Source organism: Chitiniphilus shinanonensis DSM 23277 (assembly GCF_000374805.1).
GTDB classification, from domain to species: domain Bacteria; phylum Pseudomonadota; class Gammaproteobacteria; order Burkholderiales; family Chitinibacteraceae; genus Chitiniphilus; species Chitiniphilus shinanonensis.
In genome coordinates this window covers 39146-55507 of the sequence record NZ_KB895341.1, presented here as the reverse complement: position 1 = coordinate 55507, position 16362 = coordinate 39146, and the positions used below count along the sequence as shown (strand labels likewise).

11 protein-coding genes are annotated in these 16362 nt (G+C 67.0%); 5 read left to right on the top strand and 6 right to left on the bottom strand.

Features of this window, described 5'->3' with window-relative positions:
* Positions 1-45 precede the first annotated feature (45 nt).
* From C556_RS0109190 to C556_RS0109175, 4 genes are all read left to right on the top strand, one after another.
* Positions 46-651 (top strand): TetR/AcrR family transcriptional regulator C-terminal domain-containing protein, encoded by a 606-nt coding sequence (locus C556_RS0109190; protein WP_083930526.1) that lies wholly within the window; start codon positions 46-48, stop codon positions 649-651.
* 392 nt (positions 652-1043) lie between these two features.
* Positions 1044-2234 (top strand): efflux RND transporter periplasmic adaptor subunit, encoded by a 1191-nt coding sequence (locus tag C556_RS0109185; protein WP_018747951.1) that lies wholly within the window; start codon positions 1044-1046, stop codon positions 2232-2234.
* 69 nt (positions 2235-2303) lie between these two features.
* A complete protein-coding gene (locus tag C556_RS0109180) occupies positions 2304-5456 on the top strand; it encodes an efflux RND transporter permease subunit (RefSeq protein ID WP_018747950.1) in 3153 nt (1050 codons plus the stop codon).
* Between the two features lie 88 nt (positions 5457-5544).
* Positions 5545-6939 (top strand): efflux transporter outer membrane subunit, encoded by a 1395-nt coding sequence (locus C556_RS0109175; RefSeq protein WP_018747949.1) that lies wholly within the window; start codon positions 5545-5547, stop codon positions 6937-6939.
* Positions 6940-7083: 144 nt separating this feature from the next.
* Here C556_RS0109175 and C556_RS19920 read toward each other — a convergent pair whose 3' ends face one another.
* Both C556_RS19920 and C556_RS0109165 read right to left on the bottom strand, forming a co-directional pair.
* The gene (locus C556_RS19920) at positions 7084-7317 is read right to left on the bottom strand and encodes a hypothetical protein (protein WP_018747948.1); all 234 of its coding nucleotides are present in this window, start codon (positions 7315-7317) and stop codon (positions 7084-7086) included.
* 129 nt (positions 7318-7446) lie between these two features.
* Complete coding sequence (locus C556_RS0109165; protein ID WP_018747947.1) at positions 7447-7674, bottom strand: hypothetical protein; 228 nt, start codon at positions 7672-7674, stop codon at positions 7447-7449.
* 169 nt (positions 7675-7843) lie between these two features.
* On the opposite strand from C556_RS0109165, the gene C556_RS0109160 reads away from it, so the two are divergent.
* A complete protein-coding gene (locus tag C556_RS0109160; protein WP_018747946.1) occupies positions 7844-8713 on the top strand; it encodes a DUF72 domain-containing protein in 870 nt (289 codons plus the stop codon).
* Between the two features lie 42 nt (positions 8714-8755).
* On the opposite strand, the gene C556_RS0109155 is transcribed toward C556_RS0109160, so the two are convergent.
* The 4 genes from C556_RS0109155 to C556_RS19915 all read right to left on the bottom strand — a co-directional run bounded on the left by C556_RS0109155 (position 8756) and on the right by C556_RS19915 (position 16230).
* Positions 8756-9379, bottom strand: a complete 624-nt coding sequence (locus tag C556_RS0109155) for a cytochrome c oxidase assembly factor Coa1 family protein (RefSeq protein ID WP_018747945.1) — start codon at positions 9377-9379, stop codon at positions 8756-8758.
* A gap of 103 nt (positions 9380-9482) precedes the next feature.
* Complete coding sequence (locus C556_RS0109150) at positions 9483-11366, bottom strand: MFS transporter (RefSeq protein WP_018747944.1); 1884 nt, start codon at positions 11364-11366, stop codon at positions 9483-9485.
* A 196-nt stretch (positions 11367-11562) separates the two neighbouring features.
* The gene (locus tag C556_RS0109145) at positions 11563-13611 is read right to left on the bottom strand and encodes a methyl-accepting chemotaxis protein (RefSeq protein ID WP_018747943.1); all 2049 of its coding nucleotides are present in this window, start codon (positions 13609-13611) and stop codon (positions 11563-11565) included.
* Between the two features lie 579 nt (positions 13612-14190).
* Positions 14191-16230, bottom strand: a complete 2040-nt coding sequence (locus tag C556_RS19915) for a methyl-accepting chemotaxis protein (RefSeq protein WP_083930525.1) — start codon at positions 16228-16230, stop codon at positions 14191-14193.
* Positions 16231-16362: the final 132 nt, after the last annotated feature.

The window sequence follows — 16362 nt, the reverse complement described above, 5'->3', positions numbered from 1 at the left end:
TAGGATTAGACTGTACCGTCCAGTCTAAAACGGCCTTCCATCCCCATGTCTCCCGCTCCATCCTGCCATGGCGATTGCGCCGCCCGGGTTCTCGACGCGGCGCTCGAAGTGTTTTGCGAAAGCGGCTACCGCAGCAGCATCGACGCGGTGGCGGCGCGCGCGCAGGTGGCGCGGCAAACCATCTACAACCACTTCGGCAACAAGGAGGCGCTGTTCTGCGTGGCGCTGACCCGTGCGGTGAAGGAAGTGTTCACCGCGCTGGCCACCGACGATGGCGATTATCGCGCACGGCTGTTCAATTTCGGAATGCGGTTCCGTCAGCGCGTGCTGGCGCCGGATGCGATCAACATGCACAAGCTCTTGATCAGCGAAGCCTCGCGCTTCCCCGAACTGGCCAAGAGCCTGTACGAAAGCTGTTTCGTCTACAGCCGCCGGCAGATGGCGGCGGTGCTGCAAAGCGCGATGGACAAGGGCGTGCTGCGTCGGGAAGACCCGATGGAAGCCGCCCACATCCTGATGGACATGCTGGTCAGCCATGACCACACCTTGCTGGTGTTCGGCTGTACCGAGCTGGATCCGGCCGAGGAGGAACGGAAGGTCAACCGTTCGCTGGAGTTGTTCCTGCGCATCTATGCGCCGGCGGCGGCGTAGCGACCCGCCTGATTGCCGTATCTCGCGCCAAGTGTCCGTCGGGACGGGCGTCAATCCTGGGCCGTAGCGAGGCCCACGGCTGTCGGATGAGCAAGATGGATCACACGCGCGATCTCCGGGTGGGGAGGGCGCGGCAATAAAGTAGTCGGGTTTTTTGCGCGATCGGCGGGTGGGCCGGCCGCGCAGGTTTCAAGCGACCGGGTCGGCGAGCCCGGCGTTCCGGGCCGCTAACACAATCCATACCCAGCAGTCCTGGCAGGACTTGCGCACCGTCGCACGATGGTCCGGGCCGAATCCCCGACTTCGGGGCGGGACGGGGCGTGCGGGATATGCCAGGAGGATTGTGTTAGCGGCTCTAAGAATTCAAATCACAGAGAGACAGGAGTTACACGATGCATACGCTTTCCCGAAAGCTGGGTCCCCTGCTGGGCGTCGTCCTGGCACTGAGCGCCTGCGGCAAGGCCGGGCAGCAGCAGGCCGGCGGCCCCGGCGGGCAGATGCCGCCCGCCGAAGTGGTGGTCGCCACCGCCCGTTCCGGCGACGCCGCCGTCACCCGCGACCTGACCGGTCGCGTCACCGCTTACCGCACCGCCGAAGTCCGGGCGCGGGTGGAAGGCATCCTGGAGAAGCGCCTCTTCACCGAAGGCGGCGAAGTGCGTTCCGGGCAATCGCTGTTCCAGATCGACCACGCCACGCTGGAGGCCGCCGCGGCCGCCGCGCAGGCCGGTCTCGCCAAGGCCAACGCCAACGTGGTGATCGCGCAGCAGACCGCGCAGCGCTACCGCCAGTTGATCAACGACCAGGGCGTGTCCAAGCAGGAGCTGGACCAGGCCGAAGCCACGCTCAAGCAGGCGCAGGCCGACGTGGCCAGCGCGCAGGCCGCCCTCAGGCAGGCCGACATCGACCTGGCGCACGCCGCGGTCTACGCGCCGATCTCCGGCCGCATCGGTCGCGCCTTCGTCACCGAGGGCGCGCTGGTGGGCAAGGGCGAGGCCACGCACCTGGCGACCATCGAGCAACTCGATCCGATCTACGTCGACTTCACCCAGTCCGGGGCCGACCTGCTGCGCCTGAAGAAGGCGTTGCTCGAAGGCAAGATGAAGCCTGCCGACGTGCCGGTCGAGATCGTGCTGGAAGACGGCAGCACCTATGCGCAGAAGGGCAAGCTGCTGTTCTCCGAGCAGACGGTCGACCCGTCCACCGGCGCGGTCACGCTGCGCGCCGAGTTCAGCAATCCCGACCGCCTGCTGCTGCCCGGCATGTTCGCCACCGTGCGCCTGGCCCAGGGCTCGCTCGGCGGCGCGATCAAGGTGCCGCAGCGCGCGGTGATGGCCAACCCGCAGGGCCAGTTCGTCTACGTGGTGGCCGCCGACAAGAAGGTGGCGATACGCCCGGTCAAGACCGGCGGCTTCTCCGGCCAGGACTGGATCGTCACCAACGGCCTCAAGGCGGGCGAACAGGTGATCGTCGACGGCCTGCAGAAGGTGGGCCCCGGCGCGCCGGTGACGCCGGTCGAGGAGGGCGCCGCCCCGGCCGCGCCCAAGCCCGAGGCCAAGAAGGTCGCCAGCGCCGCCAAACAATAAGAGCCGCCCGACAAACCGAACCAGCTTCGCTGGGGTTGTCAGCCGCTTCATAACCAGGAGCACGAGCACATGTTTGCCCGTTTCTTTATCGATCGCCCGATCTTCGCCTGGGTGATCGCCATCATCATCGTGCTGGCCGGGGTGCTGGCGCTGCGGGGGCTGCCGGTCGCGCAGTACCCTGAAGTGGCGCCGCCCGGACTCACGATCAGTACCAGCTATCCCGGCGCCAGCGCCAAGGTGGTCGAGGAAACCGTCACCTCGCTCATCGAGCAGGAAATGAACGGGATCGAGAACCTGCTGTACATGTCGTCCGAGAGCGACAGCTCCGGCAACATGAGCATCTCGCTCACCTTCCAGACCGGCACCAACCTCGACATCGCCTCGGTGGAGGCGCAGAACCGGGTCAAGCGCGTCGAGGCGCGCCTGCCCGAGGAAGTGCGCCAGCAGGGCGTGCAGGTGCTGAAGTCGCGCGACAACTACCTGCTGTTCATCACCCTGTTCTCGCCCGACGGTTCGTACGACGAAACCGCGCTGGGCAGCTACGTCAACGCCAACGTCATCGACGCGCTGCGGCGCGTGCCGGGCGTGGGCGAGGCGCAGTTGTTCGGCTCGGAATACGCCATGCGCATCTGGCTGGACCCGGCCAAGCTGGCGGGCTACCACATGAGCCCGTCCGAGGCGCTGGCCGCCGTGCGCGCGCAGAACGTGCAGCTCGCCACCGGCGAGATCGGCCAGCTGCCGGCGCCCAAGGGCCAGCAGTTCACCGCCACCGTGGTCACCCAGGGTCGCTTCGTCACGCCCGAGGAGTTCGGCAACATCGCCCTGCGCGAAGGCGACAACGGCGCGCTGGTGCGGCTCAAGGACGTGGCGCGGGTCGAGCTGGGCGCCGCCGCCTACGACGTCGAGGCGCGCCTGAACGGCAAGCCCATCGCCGCCATCGGTATGAAGCTGTCGCCCGACGGCAACGCGGTGCAGACCTCGGCCGCCATCCGCGCCAAGATGGCCGAGCTGGCGAAGTACTTCCCGAAGAACCAGGTTGACTGGGAGATCCCCTACGACACTTCCAAGTTCATCGACATCTCGATCAAGGAAGTGCTGAAGACCCTGGCCGAAGCCATCGTGCTGGTGTTCATCGTGATGTACCTGTTCCTGGGCAACCTGCGGGCCACGCTGATCCCCACCATCGTGGTGCCGATCGCGCTGACCGGCGCGTTGCTGGGCCTGTACCTGTTCGACTACTCGATCAACGTGCTGACCATGTTCGCCATGGTGCTGGCCATCGGTATCCTGGTGGACGACGCCATCGTGGTGATCGAGAACGTCGAGCGGATCATGAGCGAAGAGGGCCTGGCCCCGCGCGAAGCCACGCAGAAGGCGATGGGCCAGATCGTCAGCGCCATCATCGCCATCACGCTGGTGCTGACCGCGGTGTTCATCCCGATGGCGTTCTTCACCGGCTCGGTGGGGGCGATCTACCGCCAGTTCTCGGTCACGCTGGTGCTGACCATGTTCTTTTCGGCACTGATGGCGCTGACCCTGACGCCCGCGCTGTGCGCCACGCTGCTCAAGCCGGTGAAGAAGGGCGAGGACGGCCACGGCACCAAGGGCTTCTTCGGCTGGTTCAACCGCAAGTTCGCCAGCGTGAGCCACGGCTACCAGGGCTGGGTGGCGCGCATCCTGCGCCGCACCGGCCTGTCGCTGGTGTTCTTCGCGCTGATCCTGGCGGCCACCGGCTGGCTGTTCACCAAGCTGCCGACCTCGTTCCTGCCGGAAGAGGACCAGGGCTACTTCATCAACATCGTGCAACTGCCGGCGGGCGCCACCCGCGAGCGCACGCTGGAAGTGGTCAAGCAGGTGGAGCAGCACTTCATCGCGCAGCCGGCCGTGGCGCGCGTGGTGTCGGTGGTGGGCTTCAGCTTCTTCGGTCGCGGCCAGAACGCCGCGCTGGCCTTCGTCACCCTGAAGGATTGGGACGAGCGCCATACCGCTGAATCGCAGCTGGATTCGCTGGTGGGGCAGGCCAACATGATGCTGTTCCGCATCAAGCAGGCGTTCATCTTCTCCACCAACGTACCGCCGATTCCCGAACTGGCATCGGTGGGCGGCTTCGACTTCCGTCTGCAGGACCGGGGCGGCATCGGTCGCGAGCAGTTGCTCCAGGCCCGCAACATGTTGCTGGGCATGGCCGGGCAGAACCCCAACCTGGCGGGCGTGCGCCCCGAAGGTCAGGAGCCCGGACCGCAGCTCTACCTGGACGTGGACAAGGTGAAGGCCAGCCAGCTGGGCATCGACATGGCCGAGCTGAACAGCACCCTGGCCATCGCGCTGGGTTCCGCCTACGCCAACGACTTCGTGCGCGAAGGTCGCGTGCTGCGCGTGCTGATGCAGGCCGCGCCGGACGCCCGCACCCAGCCTGAGGACATCCTGCGGCTGCAGCTGAAGAAGCGCGACGGCTCGCTGGTGCCGTTCTCCGAGATCGCAACCACCCGCTGGGTGGTGGGCGAGGCCAAGCTCGATCGCTACAACGGCGTGCCGTCGTACAAGATCGCCGGCGGCCCCGCGCCGGGCAAGAGCTCGGGCGACGCGATGGACGCCATGGAAGACATGGCCGCCAAGCTGCCGCCGGGCGTCGGCTTCGAATGGTCCGGCACCTCGTACGAGGAGCGGTTGTCCGGCACCCAGGCGCCGATGCTGTTCGCGCTGTCGATCCTGGTGGTGTTCCTGTGCCTGGCCGCGCTGTACGAAAGCTGGTCCATCCCGTTCGCCGTGCTGTGGGTAGTGCCGCTGGGCATCTTCGGCGCCGTGGTGGCGATGACGCTGCGCGGGCTGCCGAACGACGTCTACTTCAAGGTGGGCCTGATCGCCATCATTGGTCTATCCGCCAAGAACGCCATCCTGATCATCGAATTCGCCCGCGAGATGCAGCGCCACGGCATGAACGTGGTCGATGCCACGCTCGAAGCGTGCCGCCTGCGCTTCCGCCCGATCCTGATGACCTCGATCGCCTTCATCGCCGGCGTGATGCCGCTGGCGATCAGCTCGGGCGCCGGCGCGGCCAGCCGGCACGCGCTGGGCACCGGCGTGGTCGGCGGCATGATCGCGGCCACGGTGCTGGCGGTGTTCCTGGTGCCGGTGTTCTTCGTGGTGGTGCGGCGGTTCTTCCCGGACAAGAGTGGGCCGTTGGCCGGTACCGATGACCAGCCGGCCGATGACCACAGGTAGCCCGGTTTCGGGCCGCCCTCGCGGCGGCCCCGCTGATATCGCGCCGCGCGGCCCTGGTGGCCCGCGCGGCACTCGACAAGGATTTGCCATGCAACAACGCATCTTTACCCTGCTGCCCCTGGTGGCGCTGCTCGGGGCGTGCTCGATGGCGCCCCGCTACGAGCGGCCGGCATCGCCGGTGCCGGTGCAGCTCAGCGCGGGGCAGGCCAACACCCAGGCCGCGCTTCCCGGCTGGCAGGACTACTTCGCCGACCCGGCGCTCAAGGCGCTGATCGCCCAGGCGCTCGACAACAACCGCGACCTGCGCATCGCCGTCGCCCGCATCCAGGAGGCGCGCGCGCTGTACGGCATCACCAACGCCGACCGCCTGCCGACGCTGGCGCTGGGTGGCGGCGAGCAGGCCGCGCGCACCCCGCGCACCGTGACCGGCGGCGAAGCCACCGTCGGCCGGCGCTACGACGCCAACCTCGGCTTCACCGCCTTCGAGCTGGATTTCTGGGGGCGCGTGAAGAGCCTGTCCGACGCCGCGCGCAGCCGCTACCTCGCCACCGAGGAAGCGCAGCGCTCGGTGCGCATCTCGCTGATCGCCGAAGTGGCCAACGCCTACTGGAACCTGCGCTCGTTCGACGAACGCGCCGAACTGGCGCGCAAGACCGTGCAGAGCCTGTCCGAAAGCGACCGCGTGATCGGCCGCCGCCTGGAAACCGGGCTGGCCAACAAGCTGGACGCGCTGCAAGCCACCGCCGCGGTGGAAGAGGCGCGCGCCAGCCAGGCCAACCTGGAGCGCCAGGCCCGCAACGCCCGCAACGCGCTGCAACTGTTGGTGGGCGCCGCCGTCGCCGTGCCCGACACCGACACACTGCTGGTCGACACCCTGCCCAACACCCGCGTGCCGGAAGGGCTGGCGTCGGACGTGCTGCTGGTGCGGCCGGACGTGCGCCAGGCCGAGTACGCGCTGCGCGCCGCCAACGCCGACATCGGCGCCGCGCGCGCCGCGTTCTTCCCGACCATCACCCTGACCGCCAACGCCGGCAGCGCCAGCGCCCAGTTGTCCGACCTGTTCGGTAGCGGCAGCGGTGCCTGGAGCTTCATGCCCCAGATCACGCTGCCGATCTTCGACAGCGGCCGCAACAAGGCCAACCTCGACCTGGCCGAAGCGCGCAAGGTGATCGCCGTCGCCGAGTACGAACGCACCGTGCAGACCGCGTTCCGCGAAGTGTCGGACGTGCTGTCGGACCAGCAGGGCCAGCAGGAATACGTCGAAGCGCTGGAACGCGCCGTGGCGCGCCAGACCGAACGCCTGGAAGTGGCGCAATCGCGCTACGACGCCGGGCTGGTCGGCTACCTGGACGTGCTCGACGCCCAGCGCTCGCAGTACCTGTCGCAACAGGCCCTGATCGACGCCGCCCGCGCCCGCCTCGCGGTCACGGCGGAAGCATTCAAGGCCCTGGGCGGGGATGAGCAGAAGCCGTTGGAAGAGTGATCTTCCGGTAGTGCCGCCCATGAAAACCCCCGCCTTCAAGGCGGGGTTTTTCTTTGTAGCCAGAGAGGACAGGTGACGGTGTTTCGTTGGTATGCCGGTGGCCATCGTTTGCTCGGAGCGATGGGAGACGGATGCGGCGAGGGCTCACCTTGCTGACTGACCACAACGCGTTTTCAAAGTCAGGCCGTCTTTCAGCGAGTAGTACTCAAGGCAGTGTTTTCCCCGGTAGACAATTTCGCGTTTGCCGATGTCGAGGCTGGCAAGCACTTCCGCGAGATCGGTGGTGCCGTCCTCATTCCAGTCCATTTCACGCAATGCATAACCCCCATTCATGAGGGCAAACAGGCATATGGCTACTGCCATGAGCAGAAGCAGCATTGCCACGTGTCTCAGCGTTGTCTTGCACACCGATGGGTTCTCGCCCTGTCCTGATGGTTGTCGCAGTGTGGCGCAGATGACAAAGCCCGCCAAGCGGCGGGCTGTCGGACCGGGCCGGCTACGGGCCTGCTATTTGCCCGCCCCGCCGTCCGTGGTGCCGCCGGCATCGGTATCGGCGCCTTTCTTGCGGACGTCGGTCTTGCCGGTGGTGCTCTTCTTGCTTGAGTGATGCTTGGCATTCGGCGCGCTGGCGGCGGCGTTGGCCGGATCGCTGTGCGAATCGCCGGCGTTGCCGGCGAAGGCGGAGGCCGACAGGGCGAGGGCGGTGGAGGCGAGCAGGGTGACGAAGGGACGCATGGTGGATCTCCTGGAGGAAGCACGCAGCCGGAATGGCGGCGACCAGCGCGGTGATTGCAAGCCGCGTGCCCAGGACATTGGAATGAAAAGCCGGCGATTCGGCCCCCGAACGGGCGGTCCGCGATGTAAGGGCTGCACCGCACCTGTAAAAACGCGACCAGGAGCAGGCATGGGCGAGGTACGGATCGGGATTTCGGGCTGGCGCTACGCGCCGTGGCGCGGCGTGTTCTACCCCAAGGGGCTGCCGCAGAAGCAGGAGCTGCACTACGCCTCGCGCGCCTTGCCCAGCATCGAGATCAACGGCTCGTTCTATGCCTTGCAGATGCCCGAGCGTTACGCCGGCTGGTATGCCGACACGCCCGACGACTTCGTGTTCAGCGTGAAGGCGCCGCGCTATGTGACGCACATCCTCCGCCTGCGCGAGGTGGAAGGGCCGATCGCCAACTTCCTGGCGTCGGGCGTGCTGGCGTTGCGCGACAAGCTGGGGCCGTTGTTGTGGCAGTTTCCGCCCAGCATGCGTTTCGATGCAGCGCTGTTCGAGGCGTTCTTCAAGCTGCTGCCGCACGACTTCGCGGCCGGCCGGTCGCTGGCGCGGCGGCACGAGGAGCGGATGGCGGGGCGGGTGGGATTCGGCGGCGACTACGCGGGGCCGCTGCGCCACGCGGTGGAAATCCGCCATCCCAGCTTCGTCACCCGCGAGTTCGCCGATCTGCTGCGACAGTACCGGGTGGCGCTGGTGGTGGCTGATACCGCCGGCAAATGGCCGTATTGCGAGGAACTCACCGCTGATTTCGTCTACCTGCGGCTGCACGGCGACAAGGAGCTGTACGCCAGCGGCTACAACGAGGCTGCGTTGCGGCGCTGGGCGGCGCGGATCGACGCGTGGCGCCGCGGCGGGCAGCCGGACGACGCGCAGCGCATCGTCGAACGGGCGCCGCCCCGGCGCAAATCGCGCGACGTGTTCTGTTACTTTGATAACGACATCAAGGTGAAGGCGCCGTTCGACGCGGCGCGGCTGATCGAATTGCTCGCGCCGTAGGGCGAATCGTCCTTCGCACCCGCGTTTGAAAGTCGATTCGTCCTACAGCTCGACCCGATCCAGGTCGATGCGCTCGCCGCTCTGATCCACGTCCAGCTCGATGTGATCCAGCATCCAGTGTCGGCCGACGCGGCTGGCCTCCAGGTAGACCACGCCGCGCTGCTTGCTGCCGCGCACTTCGAAGGTGAATTCGGCCGAGCCTGCCTCGTCGGTGGAGACGAAGCTGCCGCTGGGCTTGGCGGCCACGATGGGCTGGCCCAGCGCGGAGACCGCCGCCGGATGGCTGGTGACGCGCGCCACGCCCAGGCGGTAGGCGTCGGTCTGGGCGAAAGCGGCGCTGATGCTCCACACCATCAACGCGATGCCGCTGCCGACCACGATCACCGTGGCCAGCAGCACGCCCAGGCCCCACCAGGCCCAGCGCCGCTGGGTGGCGCGGAACGCCTCGATGCTGTCCCAGCGTTTGTGGCGCCACGCCCAGGCGCTGCCTTTCACCCCGAGCACGAAGGGCATCACCAGGTTGACGAAGGGCACGAACATCAACAGCGCCAGCGGCGTGTTGTTGCCGAGGCCCCAGATCCAGTTGAGCAGGAAGGCGCCCCAGTTCCAGCGGTCGATCTCGGGCGGCACGGCGGCGTGCGGGCCCTGGCCGGATGTGTTGTCCATGTTTGTCCCCTGGCGGCGGTGTGACGACGTTGGTTTTACCCTATGGCCGGAACGGATTCGGGGTCAAACAGCGCCCCGCGCCGTGTGGCGCGGCGGGCGCAGTTCAGCGCCAGTCGCCGCGCAGTGCGCGCACCTGCTGTTCCAGCAGGTCGCGGTCCGCCTGCGCGGCCGGCACCGGTGCGCCGGCCACCAGGCCGATCTTCGACCAGATACGGCGCGGCAACTTCATCATCGCGGCGCCGTCCTTGCGGCTGAAGAAGCTGCCCCACAGCCCGCGCAACGCCAGCGGGATCACCGGCACCGGGGTGCGGCGCACGATGTCCTCGATGCCGGGGCGGAATGTCTTGATTTCGCCGTCGCGGGTGATGGCGCCCTCGGGGAAGATGCACACCACTTCGCCGGCTTCCAGGTATTCGGCCACGCGGTCGAAGGCGCGATCCTTGAGCGCGGCATCCTCGCGCGCCGGGGCGATGGGGATGGCGCCGGCGGTGCGGAAGATGAAGTTGAGCACCGGCACCTTGAAGATGCGGTGGTCCATCACGAAGCGGATCGGCCGCCGGATCATTCCGGCCAGGATCAGCGCGTCCATGAAGCTGACGTGGTTGCACACCAGTACGCACGGGCCTTCCTCGGGGATGTGCTCCAGACCCTCGCAGCGCACCCGGTACAGGGTGTGCACGCCGATCCACACCAGGAAGCGCATCAGGAATTCGGGGATCAGCGTGTAGATGTACAGCGCTACGGCGATGTTCATCAGCGCCACGGTCAGCAGCAGCCCGGGCACGGTCAGGCCGGCCTTGAGCAGGGCGATGCTCATCAGCGCCGCCACCACCATGAACAGCGAATTGAGGATGTTGTTGGCGGCGATGGCGCGCGATACGAACGCCTTTTCGGTGCGCGTCTGCACCAGCGCGTACAGCGGCACGATGAACAGGCCACCGAAGGCGCCCATGGCGGCGATGTCGAACATCACCCGCCAGTGGGCCGGATCGGCGATGAAGCCCCAGGCGTCGTAGTGGGCGGCGGCCGGCGCGGCGTTCAGCGCGAAGTAGAGATCGGTGCCGAACACGCTCATGCCGATGGAACCGAATGGCACCAGCCCCAGTTCGACGCGGCGGCCGGACAGGCGCTCGCACAGGGTGGAGCCGAGGCCGACGCCGGCCGAGAACAGCGTGATCAACAGCGTGTAGACGCCCGGATCGCCGTTGAGCACGTTGCGGCTGAGGTCGGGCAGTTGGGTGAGGTAGACCGAGCCGAAGAACCAGAACCACGAGATGCCCATCAGGCTGTGGAACACGGTGCGGTTGTGGCTCACATGGCGGATGATGTGCCAGGTCTCGCCGAGGATGTTCCAGTTGATCTTGAGATCGGGCGCGGGCGGCGCGGCGCGCGGCATGGCGCGGCTGGACAGGAAGCCCAGCACCGCGACGCCGACGCAGGCGTAGATGATCAGCGTCTCGCCGTGCGGCTGGTGCTGCACGATCAGGGTGCCGGCGATCTGGCCGACCAGGATGGCGATGAAGGTGCCGGCTTCGATCAGGCCGTTGCCGCCCAGCAGTTCTTCTTCCTTGAGGTACTGCGGCAGCACCGAGTACTTCAGCGGGCCGAACAGCGTGGAATGCACCCCCATCAGGAACAGGCAGACGAACAGGACGGTGGCGTTCTTCTGGTAGAAGCCCAGCCCCGCCAGCAGCATGATGCCGATCTCCAGCAGCTTGATCCATTGCGCCAGCCGCGCCTTGTCGTACTTCTCGGCCAGTTGCCCGGCCAGGGCGGAGAACAGGAAGAACGGCAGGATGAAGATGCCGGCGGCGGCGTTGACCAGGGTCTTGGCGTCCAGCCCCGCGGTGGATAGACCGTAGAAGGTGATCAGCACCAGGAAGGCGTTCTTGAACAGGTTGTCGTTGAAGGCGCCGAAGAACTGGGTGACGAACAGCGGCAGGAAGCGCCGGCTGGCGAACAGGTCGAACTGGTTGGGCTTGTGCATGACGGCAGTCGCGGCATTGGGTCGGCGGCTAGTCTAGCGGAAAGCCACCGGCCGGCGTGCGCAAAAAAGGCGCGACCACGTGGGGTGATCGCGCCCTGCAAGGGTGGTTGCCTCAAAGCCTGTTCAAGATCTTTTCGCGACAGCGTTCTGGGCGGTGCCGGCCCGGTGCTGCCGTGAAAAGGGTTTGAACAGGCTCTCAGGTACGGAAGGCCGCCACCTCATCACGCATTACCGTGGCCTTGTCGCGCAGCGCCAGCGTGGATTCGCGGTTGCTGGCGACGATACTGCTGTTCTCCTCGGCCAGCTGCGCCACGTTTTCCACGCCTTGTGCCAACTGGGTGCTGGCGATCGATTGCTCGCGGGTCGCGCCCGCGATGTCGGTGACCGCGTGGGTGACGCGCTCGGTCTGCTGGTGGATGGTGTCGAGCATGCTGTTGGTGGCGGCGGCGCGTTCCACGCCGTCGCCCATCCGCTGCGACACGCCCACGATTTCGCCCGCCATCTGCTGGGTTTCCTGCACGATGCCGCCGAGCAGCCCGCCGATCTCCTGGGTGGCGTGGGTGGTGCGCTCGGCCAGCTTGCGCACCTCGTCGGCCACCACGGCGAAGCCGCGGCCCTGTTCGCCGGCGCGGGCGGCCTCGATGGCGGCGTTCAGCGCCAGCAGGTTGGTCTGCTCGGCGATCTCCTTGATCACGCCGACGATCTTGGTGATCTCGCTGGAGCGTTCGCCCAGGCTGGCGATGCGCTCGGCCGCATGCTTGGTGGTGCCGGCGATGACCTGGAGTTCCTCCACCATGCGCTGCACCTTGTCGCGACCTTCGCGCGCGCTGGCGGTGGCCTGCTGGCAGCGCCGTTCGGCTTCGTTGGCGTTGTCGGCGATCTGGCCGATGCTGACCGAGATCTGCTCCACGGTGGCCGCCATCGCCGAGGCCGATTCGCTCTGGGTGCGGCTGGCGTCGAACATCTGGTTGCTGGCTTCCTCCAGGCTGGCGGCGGTGCCGTCCACCTCGCCGGCGGTGCCGCGGATGCGGCCAACCACCTGCCGCAGACGCGAGGCCGCGCTATTGAAGCTGCGCGCCACGCGGTCGATCTCGTTGCGGCTGTCATGGCCGCCGTCGCGCCCGATCTGCGCGGTGAGGTCACCACCGCCGAAGCGGTCCATCAGGTCCACCAGCATGCCCAGCGGCTTGAGCTGGAAGCGCAGCGCCAGGTAGAGCACGCCCAGCAGCATCACGCACAGGCCGATGCTGACGCCCACCAGCCGGCGGCTCATTGCCACGCTGTGCTCGGTGTATTCGTCGATGAAGCTGCCGCTGGCGATCACCCAGTTCCAGCCCGGCGCTTCGGTGAAGGTGGCGATCTTCATGCGCTCGGTGCCGCTGCTGTCGGGCCACAGGTATTGGTATTCGCCCTTGCGCTGTTCGGCCAGATGCTTGAAGACATCCAGTGCCCGGCCTTGCACCGCCTCGCCCGCCAGCTTGCCGACCAGTTCCGGGTTGCCGTGGATGACGATGCGCGCGATGTTGGCATCGCCGGTGGGAGCGATCACGTAGATGTAGCCGGTCTTGCCGACCGGGACTTCACCCAGGGTGGCGGCCAGGCGCGCGATCTCTTCCTTCAGGCTGATGCGCATCTGCATCCAGCCCATCACCTTGCCGTCGTTCCCCAGCATCGGCACTGCGCCGATCATGGCGTAGTTGCCGGCGCGGATCGCCACGCCGGTATAGGGTTTGCCGGTGGCGATGGCGACGGCCACCGGGTCGTTGTCCGGCACCACGGTGCCGAGCATCGACTTGCCGCTGTCGTCGGTGAGCAGGGTGGCGACGCGTACCCAGCGCCCCTGGGCATCGCGTGCGACCACGCTGCCTTCGCTGCCCGCCTGTTGCCGGAAGCGTTCCAGCAGGTCGTTGCGGCCGGTGAGTTCCTCGCCGCCCGCCGTCACGCGCGGCAGCGCCATGCCGTTGACCTCGATGGTGCCGGCTTCGACGCGCGGAACACCGGACAGCGTTCGGCTGAACACCGCCAGGTCTTCCTCGACCTCGCGCGCGGCGCTGCTATACGCCATTTCCATGGTGCCGCGGACGAGGTTCACCTGCGCGGACAGGTCCTGTCGGACCCGCTCCATCGCGTCGCGCTGGATACTGACGTGGGTGTAGCCGATCAGTGCGCCGAAGATCGCCACACAGGTGACCAGAGCCAGAATCAGGATCTGCTGGCCGATCGCTAGTTGTCGGAATTTGTTCATCGCCGCTCTCCCTGAATCGATGTCCGGTTCTTTCAAGTAAGCACGAGGATGTAAGGATGCGGGAGTTAACTACTGGTTTGCGGCCGGAATGCTTTGGTGATCGCTGGCGGCAGGCAGTGTCCCAGGCCAGTAAGGAAGCGGGTGTGGGCAGGCCGGTTTGTGCGTTGGCGGCGAGGCTGGCTCGGCATGGCCCTCCATCTGCCTGAAGGCAGGATGGGCAAAATAGGTTCGACAGAATGACTGGGCCGTTGGCTGATCGACTGCACGGCGACAGGTGCGGCCGGTTCCGTCGGATAGCCGGGTGGCCTGTCGGACACAGCATTGCCGCCCGCCACCGGCGACTGCTCGCCGGCGCGGCGGCGGGCGGCGCTGAAAGCCAGGCCGCCCGTCCAGGGATGGGCCCTCCCGGAGGGGCTGCGCCGGCGCGACACCATTGCTGTCGGGAGCGCCAGCATGCCGCGCCCGGCGTTTTCCCTGGGCCCGCGGGCGACGCGGACCAGTGATGGGCGTTACCCACTGCGCACGACCACACGCAAAAAAAGGCCGGCGCTGGGCCGGCCTCGGCAGGCGTTGTGGGCGTCAGATGCGGAACACCGACAGCTTGTTGCGCATGGTCGCCGATTGCTCGTGCAGGTCGTGCGTGGCATGGCGGTTGGTGCCGGCGATCTGGTTGTTCTCCTCGGCCATCTGCGCCACGCTTTCCACGCCCTGCGCCAGTTGCTGGCCGGCCTGGGATTGTTCGCGCGTGGCATAGGCGATGTCGTTCACCGCGGCGGTCACCTGGCCGGCGTGCACGTGGATGGTGTCCAGCATGCTGTCGGTGTCCGACGCCACCTTGACGCCGCCGTCCATCCGGGTGGAGACGGTGACGATCTCGCCGGCCATCTGCTGCGTTTCGTTGACGATGTTGCCGATCAGCTCGCCGATCTCCTGGGTGGAGTGGGTGGTGCGTTCGGCCAGCTTGCGCACTTCGTCGGCCACCACGGCGAAGCCGCGGCCCATTTCGCCGGCCCGCGCGGCTTCGATCGCGGCGTTGAGCGCCAGCAGGTTGGTCTGCTCGGCGATCTCCTTGATCACAGCGACGATCTGGCGGATCTCGCCCGAGCGCTCGCCCAACTCGGTGATGCGTTGCGCCGCCTGCTGGGTGGCGCTGGCGATGTCGCGCATCTCGTTCAGCATCTGCGCCACCTTCTTGCGGCCGCTGTCGACTACGGTCATGGTGGACTGGCTGGCGTTGGTGGCTTCCTGCGCATTGTCGGCAATATGCGAAATGCCGGTGGAAATCTGCTGCACCGTGGCTGCCATCGTCGAGGCCGCATTGCTCTGCCGCGAGCTGGCATCGCTCATCAGATCGCTGGAGGTCTGCAATTCGGTCGCGGTGTTCTCCAGCCGAGCGGCGGTGCGCAGCGTTTCGCCCACCATCTCCTCCAGCTTGGCCACCGCGGTGTTGAAGCTCACCGCCACCTGGTCGATCTCGTTGCGGCTGCGCGGATCGGTGGTGCCGTTCATGCGCACCGTCAGGTCGCCGGCGCCGAAGCGGGCCACCATCTCGGTCAGGTGCTTGAGCGGATCGAGCTGGCGGCGCAGACCCAGGTGCAGCAGGGCCAGCATCACCACTGCCAGCACCACGCTCAGGATCACCAGGCGGTTGCGCAGGGCGATGCCTTCGGCGGTGAACTCGTCGATGTAGCTGCCGGTGCCGACGATCCAGCCCCACGAGGGCACCTCGGCGAAGGCCACGGTCTTCATCCGCATGTTGCCGTCCGCGTCCGGCCATTCGTATTCCATGGTGCCGTTGCGTTTTTCCACCAGGTGCGCGATCACTTCGCGTTCCTTGCCTTGCAGCGACTCGCCGGCCAACTGGCCCTCGTGCTTGGGGTGGACGATGAACTGGGCGATCTTGTCGTCGTGGGTGGGGGCCAGCACGTACAGGTAGCCGGTCTTGCCGACCACGATGGTCTTGAGCATGTCGCGCAGGCCCTGGATCTCGTCGCGCAGGCCGATCCGCACCTGATACCAGCCCGCCACCTGGCCGGCGGCGTTCTTAATCGGCTGGGCGCGGGTCAGGAAATATTCGCCGTTGCGCAGCAGCAGGCCGGTGTACGGCTTGCCGGCGGCGATGGCCTGGGTGACCGGCTCGTCCGGCTTCACCTCGGAGCCCAGCTGGATCTTGCCGTCCTTGCCCTTGAGCAGGGTGTTCACCCGCAGCCAGCGGCCCTTGGCGTCGCGGGCGATGATCGCGGGTTCGGCGTTGGTCTGGTGCTTGTAGGCTTCGAGCAGATCGGTGCGCCCGTTGATCGGCGTGGTGCCGGCCAGTACCACCGGCGCCATGGTGTCGCCGGTCTGCATCGTGTCGTTGCTGACTGTCAGGTCGCCCGGCAGATGACGCGGGAACAGGTCGATGGTGCCCTGCGAGCGCGCCAGCGCGCCGTTGTAGGCCACTTGCAGGCTGTTCTTCACCAGGTTGATCTGGCTGTCCAGCTCCTGGGTGGCCAGGCGCAATGCGGTGCTCTGCACCGTGTAGCTGGTGAACACGATCAGCGTGCCGAACACCAGCACACAGACGATAACCCCCAGTATGAGGATTTGCTGTCCAATCGGGCGTTGCTGAAATTTCATGAGGAACTCTCCTTGGGCCGGGAGCGGAATTCAGAACCTCTTTATACGTCAGCGACATGCAAAAAGTGGCCCGACAGACGGCGTAAAACGCAGCCTCGAACGGCCCGATTGACGGATGGCGGGGGGGCGTCA

Coding starts and splice junctions, on each gene's coding strand:
- C556_RS0109175 (WP_018747949.1), top strand. CDS start 5,545: ATGCAACAACGCATCTTTACCCTGCTGCCCCTGGTGGCGCTGCTCGGG.
- C556_RS0109150 (WP_018747944.1), bottom strand. CDS start 11,366: ATGCACAAGCCCAACCAGTTCGACCTGTTCGCCAGCCGGCGCTTCCTG.
- C556_RS19915 (WP_083930525.1), bottom strand. CDS start 16,230: ATGAAATTTCAGCAACGCCCGATTGGACAGCAAATCCTCATACTGGGG.
- C556_RS19920 (WP_018747948.1), bottom strand. CDS start 7,317: ATGCTGCTTCTGCTCATGGCAGTAGCCATATGCCTGTTTGCCCTCATG.
- C556_RS0109155 (WP_018747945.1), bottom strand. CDS start 9,379: ATGGACAACACATCCGGCCAGGGCCCGCACGCCGCCGTGCCGCCCGAG.
- C556_RS0109190 (WP_083930526.1), top strand. CDS start 46: ATGTCTCCCGCTCCATCCTGCCATGGCGATTGCGCCGCCCGGGTTCTC.
- C556_RS0109165 (WP_018747947.1), bottom strand. CDS start 7,674: ATGCGTCCCTTCGTCACCCTGCTCGCCTCCACCGCCCTCGCCCTGTCG.
- C556_RS0109160 (WP_018747946.1), top strand. CDS start 7,844: ATGGGCGAGGTACGGATCGGGATTTCGGGCTGGCGCTACGCGCCGTGG.
- C556_RS0109185 (WP_018747951.1), top strand. CDS start 1,044: ATGCATACGCTTTCCCGAAAGCTGGGTCCCCTGCTGGGCGTCGTCCTG.
- C556_RS0109145 (WP_018747943.1), bottom strand. CDS start 13,611: ATGAACAAATTCCGACAACTAGCGATCGGCCAGCAGATCCTGATTCTG.
- C556_RS0109180 (WP_018747950.1), top strand. CDS start 2,304: ATGTTTGCCCGTTTCTTTATCGATCGCCCGATCTTCGCCTGGGTGATC.